Genomic DNA, 20,675 nt, shown 5'->3' with positions numbered 1-20,675 from the left:
AGAGGGGTTGGGGTGAGGGCAAGCTTCTGCTCCTCGCCAATACGCTTCTCACCCACACCACCACGCCCGGCAAAGCCAGCCGCCACGCGCTTGTCGCAAGGCGGAGCGATAATGCGCGCCTGCTCATCTGCTTGCCGAGGATTCCATGCGCCACTCCCTGCTGACCGGCCTGTTGCTGGCTTGTGCCCCGCTCATGGCCACGGGCTCCTGTCTGGAAGGCGCCGTGTTCAATGACGCCAACGGCAACGGCGTGCAGGATGCGGGCGAGAAGCCGCTGGCGGGCATCAAGGTGTCAGATGGCGAGCACATCGTCATTACCGGGAGCGACGGGCGCTACCAGTTGCCGGCCTCTGCGCAGCCCAACATCTTCGTCATCAAGCCGGCCGGCTACAGCGCCGCTTCCCGCAGCGACGGCCTGCCCGATATCTGGCGGCCGAGCGCGGGCGAAGACATCGCCGCGCAGTGCCGCCCCTTTGCGCTGGTGCCACAGCCTGACGCACCAACCAGCTTTCAGGCACTGGTGATGGCTGACAGTCAAACCGGCAGCACGTTGGACGTGAGCTATTTCGAGCGCGACATCATCGCGCCGCTGCGCGGCAAGCATCAGGCCCGCCTGGGCATGACCCTGGGCGACATCACCAACGACGATCCGTCGCTGTATCCGGCCTTGACCCAGGCGGTGGTCTCGCTCGGCGTGCCATGGCTGCATGTGCCGGGCAACCACGACATGGATATTGGCGCGACCAGCGACGCGACTTCGCTGGCCAGCTATCACCACCATCTGGGGCCGGATACCTACGCCTGGGAAGAGCCGTCGATGGTGTTCATTGGCATGGACGACATCATTGCCCAGCCCGGGCAGAAGCCGGCCTACGTCGGCGGTCTGCGCGAAGATCAGTTCGCCTTCCTGGAGCGCTATCTGCCTACCGTTCCCCGCGACACCCTGGTGGTGCTGGGTTTCCATATTCCCTTGTTCGACCACGTATTCCGTACCGAAGACCGCGCACGCCTGTTCGCCGTGTTGGAAAAGGTGCAGCACCCGTTGATCCTCAGTGGCCACACCCACAACCAGAGCCAGGTGTTCTGGTCTAGGGCACAGGGCTGGAGTGGCGCGCGTCCACTGCATGAATACAACGTCGGTGCGGCCTGCGGTGCATTCTGGTCCGGCGTGAAGGATGCGCAGGGCATTCCCGACACGACCATGGCCGACGGCACGCCCAACGGATACGGCCTGCTCAACGTGCAGCCGCAGGGCCGTTACAGCGTCGAGTATCGCGTTGCGCGCGCCGCAGAAGACATGCAGATCGCATTGCACGCCCCCAAGGTGCTGCGGCAGGGCGCGTATCCGGCATGGAGCGTGTATGCGAACGTGTTCATGGGGTACGAAGGCTTGCCGGTCGAGTTCCGCGTGGACGGCGGTGCGTGGCAGCCGATGAAGCAGGTCCAACAACCTGATCCGCGCTTGCTGGTGGAAAACATCGCCGACGACCTGGCGGACAGCCTGCGCGGGTACGACCGCTCACCTGAGGCCGTGCCTTCCACGCATCTGTGGCGCGCCGCATTGCCCACCCGGTTGGCCGAAGGCGAGCATCAGGTTGAAGTACGCACCACCTTGAACGGTAGGCAGTACACCCAAGGCACCACGTATCGCCTGCAACGTGGCGAACCCTGAGTCGCGTCTATCAAGCCGCATTTCAGCGTTACGAACAGGGGGAAGGGCATGCGCAACAGGGGGCTGAAATGGCTGGGATCGACGGCATTGCTGATGACGGTTACGGGCTGTGGTCTTTCGCTGCCGGGTGCGCAGGATGCGACGGAGCCCAAGGACCCCGCGCGCAAGCTGATCGGCGTGGTGCAGGGAACGGGGGATTCAAGCCCGTTGCTGGATACGGAAGTCCTGGTCGAAGGCGTGGTCGTCCGCAACCTGATGGGTGACAGTGACGACATCGCACAGGAGCTCAGGGAGACCCTGGGTGAAGGTGATGCGGGCGCTGCAGCACCCATCGGCTGGTTCATCCAGGACGAGGGTGACGGCAACGTGGCAACTTCCGACGGACTGTTCGTGCTGGACCAGGGCTACGACACCTCGATCAACCTACCGGCGCAGACGGAGTACACGATGCGCTTGGGGTCGCGCGTGCGCACCGGGGACAGAGTCACGGTGCGTGGTCGTGTGGTTGAGCTGGAGCAGGGCGTGGTTGTCGATCAGCCACGCAGTACCGGCCAGCAGGTATCACGCGGTGCAGCGGAGGGGCGTGTGACAGCGATAGCAGCGGCGTCCGTCACCCTCGTGGCCTCTTCCGAGCGCGCTGAGGCCATTACGCCGGCACCTGCATCGGTGGCAGGTGTGGAATCCACGGAGGGCATGCGGCTCTAGTTGCCTGCCGCGTTGTCGGGACAGCGCTACAGGCCCTTTCGGTTCGGCTGCAATTGGCTGCCTGTCTTGCCGCGCCGATTCGGGGCACGCGTGGGTTGATGTACGAACGGATAGGGCACCGCCGCCGTTTCTGGCAGGCCTTGTCGCCATTTCGCCAGTACCTGGGCAATATCGGTGCCAGCCTGGAACTGCGGCTCGGAAGGCCGCTCGCCCTCCTGCTTCTCGCGTTGACGTACCGTGAACTTGGTCTGCGAATAGGCGGCATTGAAATCGTTGGTGGTGTTCAGTGCCTCCACCAGAAACGCCCGGCCAAACCAGGTGGCGCTGTCGGTGTTGCCGCAGCCAAACGACGGGCGATCCTTGCGCGCGGCGGTGATGATCATGCGGTTGGCTGCCTGGAGCGCGGGGACGAAGCCGCCGGAGTAGCAGGCAGAAACCACGATCACAGCATTGCCGATCTTTGCATCATCCAGCATCTGCCCGAGTTCGGCTGGTGTGAGATAGCGTTCCTCACTGCTGCCGGTGTGCAGGTAGAAGCTGTTGTCGTCGAGCCCATGGCTGCTGAGGTACATGAACAGCACATCTTCTTCGGGGTCGAGGGTTTTTCCCAGTGCATCCAAGGCCAAAGCAAGGTTCTGGTGGGTGGCCTGCGGCATGGCGTTGGCGCCACGGCGCGCCTGCGGATGGTTCACCAGGCTGATCATCCGGCCTGCGGCATCCCAACGCTGTGCCGAGAGTTGTTGCAGATAGACCACCTCATTGCGGAACACATCTTCATTGCTGTCGCCGGCAACGCCCAGGACATACATGTCGGTCACGCCGGGGCGCTGAGGCGCGAGTCCGCTCAATGCGGAATCAAGCAGGGTGAGCGGTGCATCTTCCGCTGCGGCCATCGCCGTCTGGTGTGTATCAGCTGCGGTAGCTGCCCATGCCGGCCAGGCACCAGCGACAAGCGCGCCTGCGAGGCAGGCTGTACGCAGGCGATGGATCAGAAGGCGGGGAGATGGGCTGTACATGGGCAGGAAGGCGCATGGGGGTTGCGCGATTCTATCCAGTTGCCGTGATGATCACGCGGAGGCAAGGGCCACGCCACGTGTTGGTGGGTACGCCTGTCACCAGCAGGCGTTGTGAACGCGGTTGTCCCAATGGCTGGAAAGCGTGAAATCCCGTTTGAGGCCGGCTTTTTCGTAAGCCGCGGCACGCCCCTTCTTCGCCCGCTCGCATGCGGAGCTGGCAGGTGCCCCTGCCGGGCGATTGCCGCGCTGCCGCCCGCGGGTTCGCGGATTGGGCCGCAGCTCGCGACGGAGGGCCTCGATGCGTGCCTGTACGGCTGGATCAATGGCGTCGGGAGTCGCATCCCAGCTTCGCAATGTGGTGCCGTCGCATGGCTGTGACTGGTAGGTGATGCTGCTGCCATCGCGGCACTTGAACACCTGCTGGGCAAGTGCGGTTGTGCTGTAGAGGCCGCCAAGCAAACAGGCGGCAATGACGGTAAGGGCGATATGCATCGCGACGTCCTTGTGCGAGCTGGATGTCCGGCATGGTTGTCGCAGTGCCGGGTCGCGGCCATCAGGCGTATGGATTGCCGCGATGTAAGGCTATGCAGCGGAGCGAAGGACAGTGCTGCCAGCAACGCGGGCTTCGTTGCATGGCATCGCGTGAAGAAAAAATTTCACAAATGTCTTGCGGGCCTAAAAAAGGCCCGCTATTATTTCGTTCTCGGCAACGTCGGGGCCATAGCTCAGCTGGGAGAGCGCCTGCATGGCATGCAGGAGGTCAGCGGTTCGATCCCGCTTGGCTCCACCAAATCCGGACATTAGGCCGTCTGGATTGTCGAAAAAATTTGATGAAGTTTACGCGTCCCCATCGTCTAGAGGCCTAGGACATCACCCTTTCACGGTGGCGACCGGGGTTCGAATCCCCGTGGGGACGCCATTCATCGAAGTTGTAAAGCGTAGCGGGTTTTACCCGGGTTATGTTTGAAGCCGCCGCCCAGGTGAGCAGGAAGAAGAAAAAGCTTCCATTTCAAATGAAACCTCGCCATAATGGCGGGCTCGCAGTAACACGTGGGGCCATAGCTCAGCTGGGAGAGCGCCTGCATGGCATGCAGGAGGTCAGCGGTTCGATCCCGCTTGGCTCCACCAAATTCGGATATTAGGCCATCCGAATCACAATTTGAGTTTTGAAGAATACGCGTCCCCATCGTCTAGAGGCCTAGGACATCACCCTTTCACGGTGGCGACCGGGGTTCGAATCCCCGTGGGGACGCCATTTCATAAAAAGCTCCGGGAAACCGGGGCTTTTTTCTTGTGTGCGATTTGGTGGGATTCTCTTCGGCGAAGTGATTTGCGGGTTTGTGGCTGCGCGGTTTCGTTGCGGCGGGGGCGGGTGGTTTCGCGGGTTGGGGTAAGTGTCTTGCGTGGCGTTCTGCTGGGATTTCATCCCAGCCTACGGCGCTTCGTTATTCTGGACAGCACCGAACGCGGATACGTTTGTGGCGCTGGGCTTTGCTCTGTTCCTGCGGATGCGGCGCTGTTGTGACGTTCCTGCGTGACGTGAGCCGTGACGCAAAGAAAAAGGGCAGCCTTGCGGCTGCCCTTTCGCGTTGTTGCGGTCTGCGCTCGCTTACAGCGATTCGAAGATGCCTGCTGCACCCATGCCGGTGCCGATGCACATGGTGACCATGCCGTACTTCTGCTGGCGACGACGCAGGCCATGCAGGATGGTTGCGGTACGGATCGCGCCAGTGGCACCCAGCGGGTGGCCAAGAGCGATGGCGCCGCCGAGCGGGTTGACCTTGGACGGGTCCAGACCGCAATCGCGGATGACCGCCAGCGACTGTGCAGCGAAGGCTTCGTTGAGCTCGATCCAATCCAACTGGTCCTGGCTCAGGCCGGCCTGCTTCAATGCCTTCGGGATTGCGGCGATCGGGCCGATGCCCATCACTTCCGGGCGCACACCTGCGACGGAGAAGCTGACGAAGCGGGCCAGCGGGGTCAGGCCGTAGTCCTTGATCGCCTGCTCGGAGGCCAGCAGCACCGCACCGGCGCCATCGCTCATCTGCGAGGAATTGCCGGCAGTGACCGAGCCGCCGAACTGGCCGTTGCGGAACACCGGGCGCAGCTTGGCCAGGCCTTCGGCGGAGGAATCAAGGCGCGGGCCTTCGTCGGTATCGGCGAGCTTGTTGCGGGTGATGATGCGCTTGCCGTCGGCCAGGTCAGGCAGGTGCGAGACGATATCGTAGGGGCTGATCTCGTCCTTGAACTCGCCGCTCTGGATCGCAGCGATGGCCTTCTGATGCGAGGCCAGGGCGAAGGCGTCCTGGTCTTCGCGCGAGACCTTCCATTCCTCGGCGACCTTCTCGGCGGTGATGCCCATGCCGTAGGCGATGGCGGTGTGGTCGTTGTCGAACACGCTCGGCGCCATGGCGATCTTGTTGCCCATCATCGGCACCATCGACATCGACTCGGTGCCGCCGGCCAGCATCAGGTCGCTGTTGCCCAGGCGGATCTGGTCTGCGGCCATGGCCACGGCCTGCAGGCCGGACGAACAGAAGCGGTTCACCGTCTGTGCGGCGATGGTGTTGGGCAGGCCAGCCAGCAGCACGCCGATGCGCGCCACGTTCATGCCTTGCTCGGCTTCAGGCATGGCGCAGCCGATGATGGCGTCGTCGATGCGGTTGACGTCCACGCCCGGGGCCTGCGCGACCACGCTCTTGAGCACGTGGGCGAGCATGTCGTCCGGGCGAGTGTTGCGGAACATGCCCTTGGGCGCCTTGCCAACCGGGGTGCGGGTGGCGGCGACGATGTAGGCGTCCTGGATTTGTTTCATGGTCTTCTCCGGAGACCGGGATTGGGGGTTCGGGATTGGGGATTCGCAAAAGCGACGCCCGGTTTCCCAGCGCTTCCTGCCCGGTGGATTTAGGAATTTTCAAGGAATCGGGGAGCCGCGTTTGCGAATCCCCAATCCCCAACAACGAATCTCAGCAGTTCAACAACTCAGTTCCGCAACGGCTTGCCGGTGGTCAGCATGTGCGCGATACGGGCCTGGGTCTTTTCCTGCTGGGCCAGTTCGACGAAGTGCTTGCGCTCCAGGGTCAGCAGCCACTCTTCGTCCACCAGCGTGTTGCGGTCGACCTTGCCGCCGCACAGCACGGTGGCGATGCGCTCGGCGATCTCGTAGTCGTAGGGGCTGATGAAACGGCCTTCCAGCATGTTGACCAGCATCATCTTGAAGGTGGCGATACCGACGTCACCGGCCACGCGGATGCGGCGGGCGGGCATCGGCGGACGGTAGCCGCCTTCGGCCAGTGCGGTGACTTCGGCCTTGGCGATGTGCAGCAGCTCGAAGCTGTTGAACACGACCTTGTCGGTGCCGCGCATCAGGCCCAGCTCCTTGGCGTTGACCGCCGAGTTGGAGACCTTGGCCATGGCGACGGTTTCGAAGGTCTTCTTCAGCTCAGCGAACACATCGCCGTCCGGACCGGCGGCCTGCGAGGCACGCACGGCGATTTCCTTCAGGCCACCACCGGCCGGCAGCAGGCCGACACCGGCTTCCACCAGGCCGATGTAGCTTTCCAGTGCGGCAACCGACTTGGCTGCGTGCATCTGGAATTCGCAGCCGCCACCCAGCGCCAGGCCGCGCACCGCGGTGACAACCGGAACGGTGGCGTACTTGATGCGCTGGCTGGTGCGCTGGAAGTTGGCCACCATCGCCTCGAACTCGGCGAACTTGCCGGCCTTCAACGCGCCCAGTGCGCCGGACAGATCGGCACCGGCGGAGAAGGGCTCCTTGTTCTGCCAGATCACCACGCCCTTGAACTGCTTCTCCGACAGGCCAATGGCGTGCTGGATGCCATCCAGCACCTGATCGGAAACGGTGTTCATCTTGGTCTTGAAGCTGATGACGCCGATGCCGTCTCCGTCGGTCCACAGGCGGATGCCGTCGTTCTCGAACACGGTTTCGCCCGGTGCGAACTTCTCGCCCAGCAGTGCATCCGGGAAGCGCTGGCGCTGGTACACCGGCAGCGACGAGCGCGGCACCAGTGCATTCTGCGACGGGCTGTAGCTGCCTTCGGCGGCGTGCACGCCGTCACGGCCGTCCAGCACCCATGCGGGCAGCGGGGCATTGCTCATGCTCTTGCCTGCGGCGATATCGTCGGCGATCCACTGTGCCACCCGCTTCCAGCCAGCGGCCTGCCAGGTCTCGAACGGACCCAGCGACCAGCCGTAGCCCCAGCGGATGGCCAGGTCCACGTCACGCGCGGTTTCGGCGATGTCGGCCAGGTGGTAGGCGCTGTAATGGAACAGATCGCGGAAGGTCGCCCACAGGAACTGTGCGTGCGGGTGCTGGCTTTCGCGCAGCTTGGCGAACTTCTCGGCCGGGTTCTTGATCTTCAGGATCTCGACCACTTCCGGCGCGGCAACGCGGTCAGCCGGACGGTAGTCCTGCTTCTCAAGGTCGACGACCATGATGTCCTTGCCGACCTTGCGGAAGATGCCGGCGCCGGTCTTCTGGCCCAGTGCACCCTTGCTGATCAGCGCGCCGAGCCATGCCGGCGAGGTGAAGTACTTGTGCCACGGGTCATCCGGCAGGGTGTCGCCCATGGTCTTGATGACGTGCGCCATGGTGTCCAGGCCGACCACGTCGGAGGTGCGATAGGTCGCCGACTTCGGGCGCCCGACCCGCGGGCCGGTCAGGCCATCAACTTCGTCAAAGCCCAGGCCGAACTGCTGGGTGTGGTGGATGGTCGACAGGATCGAGAACACGCCGATGCGGTTGCCGATGAAGTTCGGGGTGTCCTTGGCATAGACCACGCCCTTGCCCAGGTTGGTGGTCAGGAAGGTTTCCAGGCCTTCCAGCACCGACTTGTCGGTGATCTTGGCCGGGATCAGCTCGGCCAGGTGCATGTAGCGCGGCGGGTTGAAGAAATGCACGCCGCTGAAGCGGTGGCGCAGTTCTTCCGGCAGCACGTCGGCCAGCTTGTTGATGCCCAGGCCCGAGGTGTTGGAGGCCAGTACCGCGTGTTCGTTCACGAACGGGGCGATCTTCTTGTACAGGTCCTGCTTCCAGTCCATCCGTTCGGCGATGGCCTCGATGATCAGGTCGCAGTCGCGCAGCTGTTCCAGCCCGGAGTCGTAGTTGGCCGGGGTGATGGCTTCGGCCAGCGCCTTGCTGGCTAGCGGGGCCGGGCTCAGCTTGCCGAGGTTGGCAATGGCCTTGAGCACGATGCCGTCGGCCGGGCCTTCCTTGGCAGCAAGGTCGAACAGGACGGTGTCGATGCCGGCATTGGTCAGGTGGGCGGCGATCTGCGCACCCATGACGCCTGCGCCCAGGACGGCGGCGCGGCGGACAAGCAGGGAATTGGACATATCGATAAACCTTTGGTCTGCGATGACGGGTGGATCAGGTGAGGGGGGAGGAGTCCGGCGTGCGTGCACTGGCACGGAAGCCGGCTTCGGCGAAATGGATCAGTTCCTGCGCGGCCTTGCTGCGGTGGGCGGCCTCGCTGGTGTTGTGCGGGCGCTTGATCAGCCCGAAATCGGCCATGGCATAGGTGAGCGCACCGGCCAGGAAGTCCAGGCGCCAGTACAGGTCTTCCTTGCTCAGGCCCGGCACGCAGGCGCCGATGGCCTTGCCGAACTCGCGCAGCACGTGGCCGTAGTGGTCGGACAGGAACTTGCGCAGGTTGTCGTTCTTCTCGGCGTAGGCGCGGGCGATCACCCGCACGAAGGCGCCGCCGCTCTGGCGGTCCTGGGCCATGGCCAGGGCCGGTTCGACAAAGGCGGCCAGCACGGCACGCAGGTCGCCAGGGTCGCGGCCGCGGGCCTGTTCGAGCTGGTTCAGGCGGGCGGCGGTCATTTCGTCCATGCGGCGGCGGAACACTTCATTGACCAGGTTTTCCTTGGACCCGAAGTGGTAGTTGACCGCGGCAATGTTTACGTCGGCGTGACTGGTCACCTGGCGCAGCGAGGTGCCGGCAAAGCCGTGCTGGGCGAACAGTTCCTCGGCCGCGCCGAGGATGCGGTCCTTGGTGGAGAAGCTGGCGGATTTGCCCATGGCTGAATAAATCAATCAAACGATTGTTTGGATCCTACGCCCGGCTGGCAGCCCTGGTCATGTTGCGACGCAACATCATTCATCTGCCGCTGTGCAAAGGGGCAGGGCACCCGGTAGAATCAGCCACCGCAATTCAGGCTAAGCCCGCGTCCGCACGCGGGTTTTTTTCATATACCCTCGGGCCAGCCGGCCCACTACCGGAGAATTCCCATGGCGCTGGAGCGCACTCTTTCCATCATCAAGCCTGACGCTGTTGCCAAGAACGTGATCGGCGAAATCTACGCCCGCTTCGAAAAGGCTGGTCTGAAGGTCGTGGCTGCCAAGTACAAGCAGCTCTCGCGCCGTGAGGCCGAAGGCTTCTACGCCGTGCACCGCGAGCGTCCGTTCTTCAACGCGCTGGTCGAGTTCATGATCTCCGGCCCGGTGATGATCCAGGCCCTGGAAGGCGAGAACGCCGTGCTGGCGCACCGCGACCTGCTGGGCGCCACCAACCCGAAGGACGCTGCTCCGGGCACCATCCGCGCCGATTTTGCGGATTCCATCGACGCCAACGCCGCTCACGGTTCGGATTCGGTCGAGAATGCAGCCATCGAAGTGGCCTACTTCTTCGCCGCCACCGAAGTGGTTTCGCGCTAAGTAGAGGTTGAAGTCGTGAACGAGGTCGTACAGTCACCCGCCATCCAGCCGTTGCCGAAAACGGCAGCCACCGCTGGCAAGCAGAACCTGCTCGACCTTGATCGCGCGGGCCTGGAAAAGTTCTTCGTCGAAACACTCGGCGAACAGAAGTTCCGTGCCCACCAGGTGATGAAGTGGATCCACCATCGCTACGTCACCGATTTCGACCAGATGACCGACCTCGGCAAGTCGCTGCGCGCCAAGCTGCAGCAGCATGCCGAGGTCGTCGTCCCGAACATCGTGTTCGACAAGCCCTCCGCCGACGGCACCCACAAGTGGCTGCTGGCGATGGGCGTGGATGGCAAGAACGCCATCGAAACGGTGTACATCCCCGACAAGACCCGCGGCACACTGTGCGTGTCCTCGCAGGTCGGCTGCGCGTTGAACTGCACGTTCTGTTCGACCGCCACCCAGGGCTTCAATCGCAACCTGACCACCGCCGAAATCATCGGCCAGGTGTGGGTTGCCGCACGCCACCTGGGCAACGTGCCGCACCAGATGCGCCGCCTCACCAACGTGGTGATGATGGGCATGGGCGAGCCGCTGATGAATTTCGACAACGTCGTGCGTGCGATGAGCATCATGCGCGATGACCTGGGCTATGGCTTGGCCAACAAGCGCGTGACCCTGTCCACCTCCGGTCTGGTGCCGCAGATCGATCGCCTCTCGGTCGAGAGCGATGTGTCGCTGGCCGTGTCGCTGCACGCGCCGAATGACGAGCTGCGCGAGACGCTGGTGCCGCTTAACAAGAAATACCCGATCGCCGAACTGATGGCTTCCTGCGCGCGTTACCTGCGCGGCAACAAGAAGCGCGATTCGGTGACCTTCGAATACACCCTGATGAAGGGCATCAACGACCAGCCCGAGCATGCCCGTCAGCTGGCGCGGCTGATGCGCCAGTTCGACAACGCCGTGCAGGCCAAGGATTCGGGCAAGGTCAATCTGATCCCGTTCAACCCGTTCCCGGGCACGCGCTATGAGCGTTCGGACGAGGAACAGATCCGCGCGTTCCAGAAGATCCTGCTCGATTCGCAGGTGCTGACGATGGTGCGCCGTACCCGTGGCGACGACATCGATGCCGCCTGCGGCCAGCTCAAGGGCCAGGTGATGGATCGCACCCGCCGCCAGGCGGAGTTCAACAAGACTCTGCAATCGCTGGATGCCGGGGATGCCATTGCGTGATCGCCTGCTCCTGCTGTTGATCGCCACGCTGCTGCTTGCCGGCTGCGGCGGCGACAAGGGCGTGAGGATCGGCAAGATCAAGGGTGAGCAGTGGGCGGCGCCCGTGTACGACGTCCGCGATGACCGCAAGGCGCGCAAACGTGTGAAGTACGAAGAGTTGCTGGCGGTGACCGGCGACCGTTTCAGGCGCGGCGAACTGGATGAAGCGATTAAGTTTGCCCGCTCCGCGCAGAAGCTCGACTCCGCTGCGCCGGATGCCTTCACCGCCGAGGCGGTGGTGCAGGCGCGGCGCGGCGATTCGCAGGCCGCCGGCGCGGCTTATCGCAAGGCGGCAGAACTGGCGCCACAGCAAGGCGATGTGCTCAGCAACTACGGGGCATGGCTGTGTGGCAACGGGCATCAGGCAGAAGCGCTGGTCTGGTTCGATCGCGCCTTGGCCGACCCGGATTACGATTCGCGCGCGGAAACACTGGCCAATGCTGGCGGGTGTGCCTTGGATGCAGGCCAGGTCGAGCGGGCCCAGGCCGACCTGCGGCAGGCGCTGGCACTGGCGCCGGACAACCCCTATGCGCTGGAGTCAATGGCCCGCAATGAAGTCCTGAATGGCCGGTATTTTGAGGCAAGAGCCTTCTACCAGCGACGTCTTGCGGCTGCGCCGGCGACGGTTTCCGTGTTACAACTTGCCATTCAGGTAGAAGAGCGGCTGGGCGACAGGACTGCTGCCGGTCGGTTTCAACAGCGGTTGCGCGAGGAGTTTCCTTCAGACGCGGCCTCGAATCCCCAAGGCTGATGCATTGTGACCAATGATCCGGGTGTGAACGCTCTAGAAGGTGTGGTGGGCTGCGGTGAGCAGCTTCGCAAGGCCCGTGAGGCCGCCGGCTTGTCGCTGGAAGAGGTTGCCAGCCAGTTGCGCATGCCGGTCCAGGTGGTGGGCTCGCTGGAAGCCGAGCGCTGGGATCGCCTTGGCGCTCCGGTGTTCGTGCGCGGCCAGCTGCGCAGTTATGCCCGTTTGCTCAAGGTCGATCTGGACGCGCTGCTGCAGCAGGCGCAGATTGCGCCGGTGGTGCCGCCAACGCTGGTCAGCCATACGCACACCCCGCCCATGCGGCGGATGGCCGAGAATCTCGGGCGGCGTGCGATGTATGTGGTCATCACCGCCGTGTTGGCGGTCCCGGTGTGGTACGTGATCAGTGGCAGTCCCAGCAAGGCGCCGCCAAGTACGGCCTCGCTGGATGTGGTTCCGCCCGCGGAGGGTGCGCTGGCTGGAGCGGCATCCGCGCCGGTAGCGAGCGCTCCTGCCAAGCCGGCGTCGGCCCAGCAGAATGATCCCTATATCGCGTCGATGGCGCCGATGACACGTCCCGCAGCGGTGGCTCCGGCGGTTGCCGGGGCATTGTCGCTGCGTTTCAAGGGCGACAGCTGGGTGGAGATTTTCGCGCCCGACGGTTCAACCGTGGAGAAGGCCCTGATCGGGGCCGGTGAGTCGCGCAGCTTTGGCGCTGGCCAGGTGGGCCGGATGGTGCTGGGCAATGCGGCCGATGTGGAGGTTCAGCAGGCCTCCGGTAACGTCGATCTGACGCCGTACAAGCGCGGTAATGTGGCCCGCTTTACGGTATCCTCTGACGGCTTCGTGGCGCCGGTTTCTCACTGAAACCAGGTGCTGATCAATACAACAAGGCTCCCCGGCAGGGTGGGCGAGAGTACGCATGGCGATTGACGACCTGCTCGACGAGCACGAACAAAGTGAACGCGTCCGCACGTGGCTGCGTAAAAATGGCGCCGGAATCCTCAGTGGCGTAATTCTTGGCGTTGGTGCCATCGCCGGCTGGCAGTGGTGGCAGAAGGATCAGGTAGGCAAGTTGGCGGAAGCCAATGTCCGCTATGAAGCGGTGTCACGCAGCCTGCAATCCAAGAATCTGGATGAAGCCGTCAAGGAAGTTGCTGCCCTGGAAAGCGGCAAGGCCGGCATCTACGCCGACCTGGCGTCGCTGGAGCTGGCCAAGGCGCAGGTCGAGGCGGGCAAGAATGAAGATGCGATCAAGACGCTGCGCGCGCTGAAGGCCGAGGGCGAGTTCAGGGCCTTGATCGACCAGCGTGTGGCGCGGTTGCTCATAGAAACCGGCAAGCCGGATGAGGCGGCCAAGCTGATCGGCACGACCGATGACAGCGCCAGCCTGGAAATCCGAGGTGACGCCTTGATTGCGCAGAACAAGCGCGATGAAGCGCGCGAACTGTATACCCAGGCGCTGGCCAAGCTCGACATCGCCGCGCCGCAGCGCCGTCTGCTCGAAACCAAATTGATGGATGCCGGCGGTACCGTGGCCGATCCTGCAGCGGAGAAGATTTGATGAAGCTCAAGCATGTTGCAGGGCTGGCGCTGGTGGCGATGACGCTGACCGGCTGCTCCACGGTCAAGGGCTGGTTCGCAGGCAAGGACGCAGAGGCCAAGAAGGCGCTGGAACCGGCCGAGCTGGTCAAGTTTGAACCGACGATCAAGGTGGACAGGATCTGGTCGGCCAATGTCGGCAAGGGCGAGGGCCGGATCGGCCTGCGCCAGGCGCCGATGGTGGCTGATGGGCGTGTCTATGCGGCTGCGGTGACCGGCGGCGTGCACGCGCTGGACCTGCAGACCGGCAAGGAAGTGTGGGAATACAAGCCGGCCAAGGAAAAGAAAAAGCCCAAGCTGCGCCTTTCCGGTGGTCCGGGCGTGGGCGATGGCCTGGTGGTGATCGGTACGCTGGACGGCCAGGTGATTGCCCTGGATGCCAGCAACGGCACCGAGAAGTGGAAGGCCAAGGTGCCGGGTGAAGTGATTTCCGCCCCCGCCGTGGCCCAGGGCCTGGTGTTCGTGCGCAGCAATGACGGCCGTACCACGGCGCTGGATGCGGCTACGGGTGAACAGCGCTGGTTCAACAGCCAGGAGCTGCCGTCGCTGACCGTGCGTGGCAACGCGCCGGTAGTGGCTGGCCCGGGTGTACTGTTCATCGGCAACGATGATGGCACGCTGGCCGCGTTGGCCATGCAGGACGGCCGGCCGCTGTGGGAACAGTCGGTGGGTACGCCGGAAGGTCGCACCGAGCTGGAGCGCATGGCCGATATTGACGGCGCCCCGGTGCTGGAAGGCAATACGCTGTATGTGAGCAGCTTCAAGAACGAGACGATGGCCATTGAAGGGCCGACGGGTCGTCCGTTGTGGTCGCGTGATCACGGTGGTGGCGGTGGCGTTGCGGTTTCTTCCGGCAACGTGGTCGTGACCGACGGCAAGGGTACGGTTTACGGGCTGGACAAGACGTCCGGCTCGGCGATGTGGTCGCAGCAGGCGCTGGCCCGTCGTTCGGTTACAGGTGCCGCCATCCAGGGTGACTACGCCGTGGTGGGGGATTACAAGGGTTATCTGCATTGGCTGCGGTTGAGCGATGGTGAGCTGTCCGCACGGGCCAAGAGTGGCGGTGACGCGCTCCTGGCCGCGCCGGTGGTCGTCGACGGCATCGCGCTGGTGCAGAACGTAGATGGGAAACTGACCGCATTCCGGTTGGCCCAATAAGGAGTTCACGCGATGCTGCCTTTGGTCGCCCTGGTTGGACGGCCGAACGTCGGCAAGTCCACGATTTTCAATGCGCTGACCCGTACACGCGACGCGCTGGTCCATGACCAGCCCGGGGTTACCCGTGATCGCAATTACGGCGTCTGCCGCCTGAACGAGGACAATCCCTTCCTGCTCGTGGACACCGGCGGTATTGCCGGTGAAGAGGAAGGGCTGGCTGGCGCCACGGCGCGCCAGGCCCGAGCCGCCGCCGGTGAGGCGGATCTGATCGTATTTGTGGTCGACGCGCGAGATGGCACGTCGGCGCTGGATGACGAGATCCTGTCGTGGTTGCGCAAGCTTGCGCGGCCCACGCTGCTGTTGATCAACAAGATCGACGGCACGGACGAACATGCCGTTCGCGCCGAGTTCGCGCGCTATGGTTTCAATGAAATGTTGATGATTTCGGCCGCGCACCGTCAGGGCGTGGACGATCTGGTCGACGAGATCGTCGAGCGCCTGCCGGAAGAAGGCTCGGCCGAGATGCTCGACAACGACCCGAACCGCATCCGCATTGCCTTCTGCGGGCGCCCGAACGTGGGCAAGTCGACGCTGGTCAATCGCCTGCTGGGCGAGGAGCGCATGATTGCCTCCGAAGTGCCCGGCACCACCCGCGACTCGATCTCGGTGGACATGGAGCGCGATGGCCAGCTGTATCGCCTGATCGACACCGCCGGCCTGCGCCGCAAGGCACGGGTGGAGGAAGTGGTCGAGAAGTTCAGCGTGGTCAAGACGCTGCGCGCGATCGAACACGCCCAGGTGGCGGTGCTGATGCTGGACGCCAGCGAGGGCGTGACCGATCAGGACGCCAGCGTGCTGGGTGCGGTGCTGGATGCCGGTCGCGGGTTGGTGATTGCGATCAACAAGTGGGACGGTCTCACCGACTACCAGCGCGAGCAGGCCGAAACCCTGGTGTCGCTGAAGCTGGGCTTTGTGCCGTGGGCCGAGGTGGTCCGCATTTCGGCCAAGCATGGTTCGGGCCTGCGCGAGCTTTTCCGCGCGGTGCACCGTGCGCATGCCTCGGCCACGCATGAGTTCAGCACCAGTGAAGTGAACAAGGCATTGGAAGTGGCTTATGAAGCCAACCCGCCGCCGAGCATCCGTGGGCATGTTTCCAAGCTGCGCTATGTGCATCCGGGCGGTACCAATCCGCCGACGTTCATCGTCCATGGCACGCGCCTGAAGGAGCTGCCGGATTCGTACAAGCGGTACCTGGAAAATTTCTTCCGCAAGCGTTTCAAGCTGGTCGGTACGCCGGTGACTTTCCTGTTCCGCGAGGGTGCCAACCCGTACGAGGGCAAGAAGAACGTGCTGACTGAGCGTCAGGTCAAGGCCAAGCGGCGCCTGATGAAACATGTGAAGGGCAGGAAGTGATACAGCAGAAGGCGACCGCAAGGTCGCCTTCTGCGTTCCGGGCATTTGGGTATCGGGTCATCGGTAGGAGCGGCCTCGGCCGCGAAGCCGTTGAGCCGACCGCTGCGAGGGTGACGGCAGTCGGCTGCACCGTCAGCGGGTGAGGCACCTCCAGCTTCGCGGCCGGGGCCGCTCCTGCGGGGCGATGTTGGCCGATAATCGGCGCATGAGCATTCGTGAATTGACCCCGGAACAAGCCCGCGCCCTGCAACTGGATGGTGTGCTGTTGATCGACGTGCGCGAGGCGCATGAACGTGCCGGTGGAATGGCCGAAGGTGCGCTGGGGGTTGCCAAGGGCGATCTGCTGGCCGCGCCGGCGCAGCACCTGCCTTCGATGGAGCGTGAGGTCATGTTGATCTGCCAGAGCGGCAAACGCTCGGCGGATGCGGCGCAGGCATTGCAGGCGCTGGGCTATGCACGGCTGGCCTCGGTCAGTGGCGGCACGGTGGCCTGGCGGACTGCCGGCCTGCCGCTGGTGCAGCCGCGGATGGACGCGGCCGACCGCGACTTCTATGACCGCTATTCGCGCCACCTGCTGCTGCCGCAGGTGGGCGAGGCCGGTCAGCGCAGGTTGCAGCGCTCGCGGGTGCTGCTGCTGGGGGCGGGCGGTCTGGGCGCCCCTGCGGGTTTCTATCTTGCTGCAGCGGGCGTGGGGCACCTGCGCATCGTGGATCACGATGTGGTGGAGCGCAGCAACCTGCATCGGCAGATCGTCCACACCGAGGCAGGTGTTGGCATGGCCAAGGTGGATTCGGCGCGTGAGCGGCTGCGGGCGCTGAATCCACTGATCGAGGTGGAGGCCGTCTGTGAGCGGGTGACGTCGGACAACATCGACACATTGATGCAGGACGTTGACGTGGTGCTGGATGGCTCGGACAACTTCCCGCTGCGCTACCTGCTCAATGATGCCTGCATCAAGCACGCCAAGCCCCTGGTGTATGCGGCCATCGAACGCTTTGATGGCCAGGTGAGCGTGTTCGATGCCGGCCGCCATCGTGGCCAGGCGCCGTGCTACCGCTGCCTGTTCCCCGAGCCGCCGCCGCCGGAGTTTGCGCCCAACTGTTCGGAGGCTGGCGTGTTTGGCGTGCTGCCGGGGTTGGCCGGGGTGATGCAGGCCACCGAGGTGCTGAAGCTGCTGCTGGACATCGGCGAGCCGTTGACCGGGAGGCTGCTGCGCTTTGATGCCCTGCAGATGCGCTTCCGTGAAACCCGGGTCACGGCCGACCCGGCGTGCCCGGTGTGCGCACCCGGCGTAGCTTTCCCGGGGTACATCGACTACGCCGCGTTCTGTTCACAACAACCCTGAGCGGATCCATTTCGAGGCGGGTGCAAATACTTAATCCTGCTTGCACACGGTGTGCTTTATCGTGCATGGATTGAAACGGGCAGGGACTGGGCATGGCAGCGGAATCCTCGACGGAGCTGGTGAAGGTGGTGGCGCTGCTGGGCGCGGCCGTGGTGGCGGTGCCCTTGTTCCGGCGACTGGGCCTGGGCTCGGTGCTGGGGTATTTCGTCGCTGGCCTGGCCATCGGGCCGTTCGGGTTTGGCTGGTTTGCCGATCCGCAGGCGATCCTGCATGTGGCCGAACTGGGCGTGGTGATGTTCCTGTTCGTGATCGGCCTGGAGATGCGCCCCTCGCACCTGTGGAGCCTGCGTAACGAGATATTCGGCCTTGGCACTGCGCAGATAGGCACCTGTGCGGTGGTGTTGACCGGCATCGCGATGCTGTTCGGGTATCGCCCGCAGGTGGCGTTCATTGCCGCGGCGGGGTTTGTGCTGACCTCCACGGCGGTGGTGATGCAGTTGCTGGCCGAGCGCGGTGATGTCGCGTTGCCCTCCGGCCAGAAGATCGTCTCCATCCTGTTGTTCGAAGACCTGCTGATCGTGCCGCTGCTGGCGCTGGTTGCATGGATGGCGCCGGTGCATGCCGATGCCGACGCAGGGGCGCGCTGGGTGGGCATCGCCATCGGTGCCGGCGCGATTGTCGGCCTGGTGGTGGTCGGGCGTTATCTGCTCAACCCGCTGTTCCGCATCCTGGCCGAATCCAAGGCGCGCGAGGTGATGACCGCGGCCGCCTTGCTGGTGGTGCTGGGGGCGGCGCTGCTGATGCAACTGGGCGGGCTGTCGATGGCGATGGGTGCGTTCCTGGCGGGCGTGCTGTTGTCCGAATCCACCTTCCGTCACCAGATCGAAGCCGACATCGAGCCGTTCCGCGGCATCCTGCTGGGCCTGTTTTTCCTCAGCGTGGGCATGGCGTTGGACCTGTCCGTGGTCGCAGCCAACTGGAAGGTCATTGTGCTGCTGGTGCCGGCGATGATGCTGGCCAAGGCGCTGTGCATCTACGGTGTGGCGCGGGTGATGGGCAGCGATCACCGCCAGGCGCTGGACCGTGGCGTGTTGATGGCCCAGGGCGGCGAGTTTGCGTTTGTCCTGTTTGCGGCGGCGGCCACAGCCGGGGTGATCGATGCCAAGGTCAACGCCAACCTCACCGCCGTGGTCGTGTTGTCGATGGCGCTGACGCCGCTGTGCATGCTGGTCTACCGGCGCCTGGTCAAGGATGGGCGGGTTTCCACCGAGGGCGTGGAGACAGCCGATGGGCTGGCGGGCAGCGTGCTGGTGATCGGCTTTGGCCGCTTCGGGCAGGTGTCCAGCCAATCGCTGCTGGCGCGTGATGTGGATGTGACCATCATCGACAACGACATCGCGATGATCCGCAGTGCCGCCGATTTCGGCTTCAAGATCTATTACGGCGACGGCACCCGGTTGGATGTGCTGCGTGCATCCGGTGCCGAAACCGCGCGGGCCATTGCGGTATGCGTGAATGACCGTGCCGCTGCGGACCGGATCGTGGAGCTGGTCGCCCATGAATTCCCGCAGGCCAAGCTGCTGGTGCGTTCGTATGACCGCGAGCACTCGTTGGCGCTGATCCATGCCGGCGTGGATTTCCAGATCCGCGAGACCTTCGAGTCGGCGGTGGAGTTCGGGCGTGCCGCGCTGATGCAGCTGGGGGTCGAGGAGGACGAAGCGGACCTGGTGGCACGCGAAATCCGGCGTCGCGATGGCGAGCGGTTCGAGCTGGAAATTGCCGGCGGTGGGCTCGGGGCAGGGGTTGGCATGCTGTATGGCAATACGCCGCCGGCGCCCAAGCCCACGCCGACACCCTTCACGCCGCCGCGCCGCGAATCGCGCACTTTGAACCCCGATGCGGTCGCCGGCACGGGTCCGCAGGCGGGGCCGCAATGAGCGCAGAGGGCCGGGCCATTGCTTGCAGGATGTGGCAACGGGCGTAATCAGGGACAATAGCCGCCCCCGCATTCGCCTCACGCCCAATGACTGTCCCAGCCGACACCGCCGCACCGACCTCCCGCATCCTTGATGGGCGCCGTATCGCTGAAGAACTCCTCGACGACCTGAAGGTGCGCGTGGATGCCCGGCTGGCGGCCGGCCGCTCGCGTCCGGGCCTGGCGGTGGTGCTGGTGGGGGGTGATCCGGCGTCGGCGGTGTATGTGCGCAACAAGCGCCGTGCGGCCGAAAAGGTGGGCATCGAGGCATTCGATTACGACCTGCCGGCCGGCACCAGCGAGGCACAGTTGCTGGAGCTGATCGACGAACTCAATGCCGACCCGAAAATCCACGGCATCCTGATCCAGCTGCCGCTGCCGGGCATTCCCGATGCCAACCGGCTGATCCAGCGCATCGACCCGCGCAAGGATGTCGATGGCTTCCATCCGCAGAATGTCGGCCACCTGGTGCTGCGTGAATTCGGCCTGCGCCCGTGCACCCCGCGTGGCATCACCACCTTGCTCGGCCACACCGACCAGCCGGTGCGCGGCCGCAACGCCACCATCGTCGGTGTCAGCAATCACGTCGGCCGGCCGATGGGGCTGGAGCTGCTGATTGCCGGCTGCACGGTGACCAGCTGCCACAAGTTCACCCCGAAGGAAATGCTGGAACAGGCGGTGCGCAATGCCGACATCCTGGTGGTGGCGGTGGGCATCCCGCAGTTGATTCCGGGCGAGTGGGTGAAGCCGGGCGCAGTGGTGATCGATGTCGGCATCAACCGCCTGGATGACGGCCGACTGGTTGGCGACGTGGGCTTTGACGCAGCCGCGCAGCGCGCAAGCTGGATCACCCCGGTGCCCGGTGGCGTGGGCCCGATGACGGTGGCGACCTTGATGCAGAACACGATCGAGGCGGCTGAGGCGGCCTGGGAGGGCTAAGTTTCTGCCTCCGCGGTTCACCATTCCCGGTCTTTGATGAATACCCCCTCGGCCAAGCGCCACCAGCGCCGCACGGGCCACAACCCCAGGGAGAGCAGAAAGTGGAAAAATTTAGCGGGCGCCCACAAGCCGGCAAAGCCCAAAAGCCCCAGCCAGGGCAGGCCCC

General features: G+C 64.3%; 17 protein-coding genes and 4 tRNA genes. 16 read left to right on the top strand and 5 right to left on the bottom strand.

Annotation, left to right across the window (positions count from 1 at the left end; genetic code table 11):
• Nucleotides 1–145 precede the first annotated feature (145 nt).
• Both ACVOLO_RS06085 and ACVOLO_RS06080 read left to right on the top strand, forming a co-directional pair.
• Entirely contained in the window at nt 146–1,672 is a 1,527-nt protein-coding gene (locus ACVOLO_RS06085; RefSeq protein ID WP_481569364.1) for a calcineurin-like phosphoesterase C-terminal domain-containing protein, read from the top strand.
• A gap of 48 nt (nt 1,673–1,720) precedes the next feature.
• Complete coding sequence (locus ACVOLO_RS06080) at nt 1,721–2,377, top strand: single stranded DNA-binding domain-containing protein (RefSeq protein ID WP_481569363.1); 657 nt, start codon at nt 1,721–1,723, stop codon at nt 2,375–2,377.
• 26 nt (nt 2,378–2,403) lie between these two features.
• Here the strand turns inward: ACVOLO_RS06080 and ACVOLO_RS06075 are convergent, their stop codons facing one another.
• Nucleotides 2,404–3,270, bottom strand: a complete 867-nt coding sequence (locus tag ACVOLO_RS06075) for a C13 family peptidase (protein WP_481569362.1) — start codon at nt 3,268–3,270, stop codon at nt 2,404–2,406.
• A gap of 219 nt (nt 3,271–3,489) precedes the next feature.
• Nucleotides 3,490–3,885: a hypothetical protein gene (locus tag ACVOLO_RS06070; protein WP_481569361.1), complete on the bottom strand. Its 396-nt coding sequence runs from the start codon at nt 3,883–3,885 to the stop codon at nt 3,490–3,492.
• Nucleotides 3,886–4,107: 222 nt separating this feature from the next.
• Between ACVOLO_RS06070 and ACVOLO_RS06065 the strand changes: the two genes are divergently transcribed.
• The 4 genes from ACVOLO_RS06065 (at nt 4,108) to ACVOLO_RS06050 (ending at nt 4,648) form a co-directional block, all read left to right on the top strand.
• Nucleotides 4,108–4,183 (top strand) — tRNA-Ala (locus ACVOLO_RS06065).
• Nucleotides 4,184–4,236: 53 nt separating this feature from the next.
• Nucleotides 4,237–4,312: transfer RNA gene (locus tag ACVOLO_RS06060), tRNA-Glu, on the top strand.
• A 133-nt stretch (nt 4,313–4,445) separates the two neighbouring features.
• Nucleotides 4,446–4,521, top strand: a tRNA-Ala gene (locus ACVOLO_RS06055).
• Between the two features lie 51 nt (nt 4,522–4,572).
• Nucleotides 4,573–4,648: transfer RNA gene (locus tag ACVOLO_RS06050), tRNA-Glu, on the top strand.
• A gap of 354 nt (nt 4,649–5,002) precedes the next feature.
• On the opposite strand, the gene ACVOLO_RS06045 is transcribed toward ACVOLO_RS06050, so the two are convergent.
• From ACVOLO_RS06045 to ACVOLO_RS06035, 3 genes are all read right to left on the bottom strand, one after another.
• Nucleotides 5,003–6,208, bottom strand: a complete 1,206-nt coding sequence (locus ACVOLO_RS06045; protein WP_481569360.1) for an acetyl-CoA C-acyltransferase — start codon at nt 6,206–6,208, stop codon at nt 5,003–5,005.
• Between the two features lie 167 nt (nt 6,209–6,375).
• Complete coding sequence (locus ACVOLO_RS06040; RefSeq protein WP_481569359.1) at nt 6,376–8,748, bottom strand: 3-hydroxyacyl-CoA dehydrogenase/enoyl-CoA hydratase family protein; 2,373 nt, start codon at nt 8,746–8,748, stop codon at nt 6,376–6,378.
• 34 nt (nt 8,749–8,782) lie between these two features.
• Nucleotides 8,783–9,436, bottom strand: coding sequence for a TetR/AcrR family transcriptional regulator (locus ACVOLO_RS06035; RefSeq protein WP_481569358.1), 654 nt, complete (start codon nt 9,434–9,436; stop codon nt 8,783–8,785).
• Between the two features lie 210 nt (nt 9,437–9,646).
• Here ACVOLO_RS06035 and ndk point away from each other — a divergent pair, with 210 nt between their 5' ends.
• The 10 genes from ndk (at nt 9,647) to folD (ending at nt 20,509) form a co-directional block, all read left to right on the top strand.
• Nucleotides 9,647–10,072: a nucleoside-diphosphate kinase gene (ndk, locus tag ACVOLO_RS06030; protein ID WP_108749396.1), complete on the top strand. Its 426-nt coding sequence runs from the start codon at nt 9,647–9,649 to the stop codon at nt 10,070–10,072.
• Between the two features lie 15 nt (nt 10,073–10,087).
• Complete coding sequence (rlmN, locus tag ACVOLO_RS06025; protein WP_481569357.1) at nt 10,088–11,293, top strand: dual-specificity RNA methyltransferase RlmN; 1,206 nt, start codon at nt 10,088–10,090, stop codon at nt 11,291–11,293.
• On the top strand, nt 11,280–12,083 hold the full coding sequence (pilW, locus tag ACVOLO_RS06020) for a type IV pilus biogenesis/stability protein PilW (RefSeq protein WP_481569356.1): 804 nt from the start codon (nt 11,280–11,282) through the stop codon (nt 12,081–12,083). Before rlmN ends, pilW begins: the two co-directional genes overlap by 14 nt.
• Nucleotides 12,084–12,089: 6 nt before the next feature.
• Nucleotides 12,090–12,944 carry a helix-turn-helix domain-containing protein gene (locus ACVOLO_RS06015; RefSeq protein WP_481569355.1) on the top strand — a complete coding sequence of 285 codons (855 nt, stop codon included), beginning with the start codon at nt 12,090–12,092 and terminating at the stop codon, nt 12,942–12,944.
• A 55-nt stretch (nt 12,945–12,999) separates the two neighbouring features.
• Complete coding sequence (locus ACVOLO_RS06010; protein ID WP_481569354.1) at nt 13,000–13,641, top strand: YfgM family protein; 642 nt, start codon at nt 13,000–13,002, stop codon at nt 13,639–13,641.
• The gene (gene bamB / locus ACVOLO_RS06005) at nt 13,641–14,837 is read left to right on the top strand and encodes an outer membrane protein assembly factor BamB (RefSeq protein WP_481569353.1); all 1,197 of its coding nucleotides are present in this window, start codon (nt 13,641–13,643) and stop codon (nt 14,835–14,837) included. Before ACVOLO_RS06010 ends, bamB begins: the two co-directional genes overlap by 1 nt.
• Nucleotides 14,838–14,849: 12 nt before the next feature.
• The gene (gene der, locus ACVOLO_RS06000) at nt 14,850–16,250 is read left to right on the top strand and encodes a ribosome biogenesis GTPase Der (RefSeq protein WP_481569352.1); all 1,401 of its coding nucleotides are present in this window, start codon (nt 14,850–14,852) and stop codon (nt 16,248–16,250) included.
• 205 nt (nt 16,251–16,455) lie between these two features.
• On the top strand, nt 16,456–17,595 hold the full coding sequence (moeB, locus tag ACVOLO_RS05995) for a molybdopterin-synthase adenylyltransferase MoeB (RefSeq protein WP_481569351.1): 1,140 nt from the start codon (nt 16,456–16,458) through the stop codon (nt 17,593–17,595).
• A gap of 86 nt (nt 17,596–17,681) precedes the next feature.
• Nucleotides 17,682–19,532, top strand: a complete 1,851-nt coding sequence (locus ACVOLO_RS05990) for a monovalent cation:proton antiporter-2 (CPA2) family protein (RefSeq protein WP_481569451.1) — start codon at nt 17,682–17,684, stop codon at nt 19,530–19,532.
• 86 nt (nt 19,533–19,618) lie between these two features.
• Nucleotides 19,619–20,509 (top strand): bifunctional methylenetetrahydrofolate dehydrogenase/methenyltetrahydrofolate cyclohydrolase FolD, encoded by an 891-nt coding sequence (gene folD / locus ACVOLO_RS05985; protein WP_481569350.1) that lies wholly within the window; start codon nt 19,619–19,621, stop codon nt 20,507–20,509.
• Nucleotides 20,510–20,675 lie beyond the last annotated feature (166 nt).

Source organism: Stenotrophomonas sp. STEN056 (genome assembly GCF_056759635.1).
The sequence above is the reverse complement of the archived record's forward strand: the minus strand, read 5'-3'. Positions and strand labels throughout refer to the sequence as shown.